Source organism: Flavobacterium sp. (assembly GCF_013822155.1).
Classification (GTDB): domain Bacteria; phylum Bacteroidota; class Bacteroidia; order Flavobacteriales; family Flavobacteriaceae; genus Flavobacterium.
This window is the reverse complement of the sequence record NZ_PNJW01000127.1, coordinates 1-2574: the sequence shown is the minus strand read 5'-3', so window position 1 is coordinate 2574 and position 2574 is coordinate 1. Positions and strand designations below refer to the sequence as shown.

At 36.4% G+C, this 2574-nt stretch carries 2 protein-coding genes and 1 pseudogene; all 3 read right to left on the bottom strand.

What is annotated here, in order from left to right; genetic code table 11:
- A pseudogene (locus C0512_RS15140) lies at positions 1-192 on the bottom strand (50S ribosomal protein L3); the annotation flags it as partial.
- 113 nt (positions 193-305) lie between these two features.
- Positions 306-611 (bottom strand): 30S ribosomal protein S10, encoded by a 306-nt coding sequence (gene rpsJ, locus C0512_RS15135; protein ID WP_023579610.1) that lies wholly within the window; start codon positions 609-611, stop codon positions 306-308.
- 11 nt (positions 612-622) lie between these two features.
- Positions 623-2574 (bottom strand): elongation factor G (fusA, locus tag C0512_RS15130; protein WP_290863066.1); only part of this gene is annotated, 1952 nt, incomplete at its 5' end.

Sequence of the window (2574 nt, the reverse complement as noted above, 5' to 3'; positions counted from 1 at the left end):
GTCAGCTTTAGTAGCGTGTTTTTCTGTTTTGTCATCGAAACCAAGCTGAAACGCTTCATACCCGTCAACCGCTTTGGTTCTGACTTGGGTAACGACACAAGGGCCAGCTTCGATTACTGTACAAGGAATATTCTTCCCGTTTTCATCGAAAATGCTAGTCATGCCGATTTTTTTTCCAATTAACCCAGACATATTAAACTATTTATAAATGATTAAAAATTCTAATTTTTTGTTTTGTAATAAGACAAGAATATTAAGCAGTAAGAGAATGTCTTACTACTTAATACTTTCATCTTTGTACATTATCACACTTTGATTTCAACTTCAACACCACTAGGTAACTCTAATTTCATTAGAGCGTCAATGGTTTTTGAAGAAGAACTGTAGATATCTAACAATCTTTTGTATGAACTCACTTCAAACTGTTCTCTTGATTTTTTGTTAACGTGTGGAGAACGTAGTACAGTGAATATTTTTTTGTGTGTTGGTAACGGAATTGGTCCGGTAACCACTGCACCTGTACTTTTTACAGTTTTTACGATTTTCTCAGCTGATTTATCAACTAACATATGATCGTAAGATTTTAATTTTATTCTGATTTTTTGACTCATTTTCGTTAGAATTAAGCGTTTCCTTTAGCTTTTTTGATAACTTCTTCAGAAATGTTTGAAGGAGTTTGTTCATAATGTGAAAATTCCATTGTAGAAGTTGCTCTACCAGAAGACAATGTTCTTAAAGTAGTTACATATCCAAACATTTCAGATAATGGAACAAACGCTTTAATCGTTTTTGCACCAGCTCTATCTCCCATGTCATTTACTTGACCTCTACGACGATTTAAATCTCCAACAATATCACCCATATTTTCTTCAGGTGTAATTACTTCAATTTTCATGATTGGCTCAAGAATTACAGCTCCGGCAGCTTTTGCAACCTCTTTGTAACCCATTTTAGCAGCCAATTCGAAAGAAAGTGCATCTGAATCCACAGGGTGGAAAGATCCGTCTAATAAAGTTACTTTTAAACTATCTACTGCATATCCGGCTAACGGACCTGTTTTCATAGCTTCTTTGAAACCTTTTTCAACCGATGGAATATATTCTTTAGGAACGTTACCACCTTTAACTTCATTCACAAACTGAAGACCAACATATGGTTTTCCGTCTACGTCGTCAGCTGGTCCAAGTTTAAATACAATATCACCAAATTTACCACGCCCACCAGATTGCTTTTTATAAGTCTCTCTGTGTTGTGCTGCTTTAGTGAAAGCTTCTTTGTATTCAACTTGAGGTTCACCTTGGTTTACTTCCACTTTGAACTCACGTTTCATACGATCTACAAGAATGTCTAAGTGCAACTCACCCATACCTGAAATAATCGTTTGTCCGGAAGCTTCATCTGTTCTAACCGTAAACGTAGGATCTTCTTCCGCTAATTTAGCCAAAGCCATACCCATTTTATCAACATCAGCTTTTGTTTTAGGCTCAATAGCAATACCAATTACCGGATCAGGGAATTTCATTGACTCAAGAATAATTGGGTGTTTTTCATCACACAATGTATCTCCTGTTTTGATATCCTTAAATCCTACAGCAGCTCCAATATCACCTGCTTCGATATAATCGATTGGGTTTTGTTTGTTTGCGTGCATTTGATAGATACGAGAAATACGTTCTTTATTGTCTGAACGGGTGTTCAATACATAAGAACCAGCATCTAAACGACCTGAGTAAGCACGGAAGAAAGCCAAACGACCAACATAAGGGTCGGTAGCAATTTTAAAAGCTAAAGCAGCAAACGGCTCTTTAACATCCGGTTTACGTAAAATCTTTCTTTGATCTTCTTCCAATAAATCTTGATCATCAGGGTGAATACCCACAATTCCCTCTTTATCCATTGGTGAAGGTAAATATTTACATACGGCATCTAACATGAATTGAACTCCTTTGTTTTTGAAAGAAGATCCGGCAATCATAGGAATGATAGCCATATCCATAGTAGCAGCACGTAAAGCATTATTTATTTCTTCTTCAGTAATAGAGTTTTCGTCCTCCATATACTTGTCTAAAAGGTTTTCGTCATAATCCGCCACCGCTTCAATCAAAATTGAACGGTATTGTTTTACTTCATCCACCATATCAGCAGGAATATCTACAACGTCAAATGTAGCTCCCAATGTTTCGTCATGCCAAACAATAGCTTGGTTTTTAACTAAATCCACTACACCTTTAAAGTCAATTTCTTCTCCGATTGGCAATGTGATTGCAACCGCATTAGATTTTAACATATCTCTAACTTGTTGACAAACTCCTAAGAAGTTTGAACCTTGACGGTCCATTTTGTTAACAAATCCCATTCTTGGAACACGATATTGGTCAGCAAGTCTCCAGTTAGTTTCAGATTGAGGCTCAACACCATCTACTGCACTAAATAAGAAAACTAAACCATCCAACACACGTAACGAACGATTTACCTCAACAGTAAAATCCACGTGTCCGGGAGTATCGATAATGTTAAAGTGATAAGGTAATGTTTCAGGTAAAACTTTTCCTTGTTCAGTTGGGAAATTCCATT

What these genes read in the sequence shown, in the direction of transcription:
- rpsJ (WP_023579610.1), bottom strand. Translation starts at nt 611, where the DNA reads ATGAGTCAAAAAATCAGAATAAAATTAAAATCTTACGATCATATGTTA.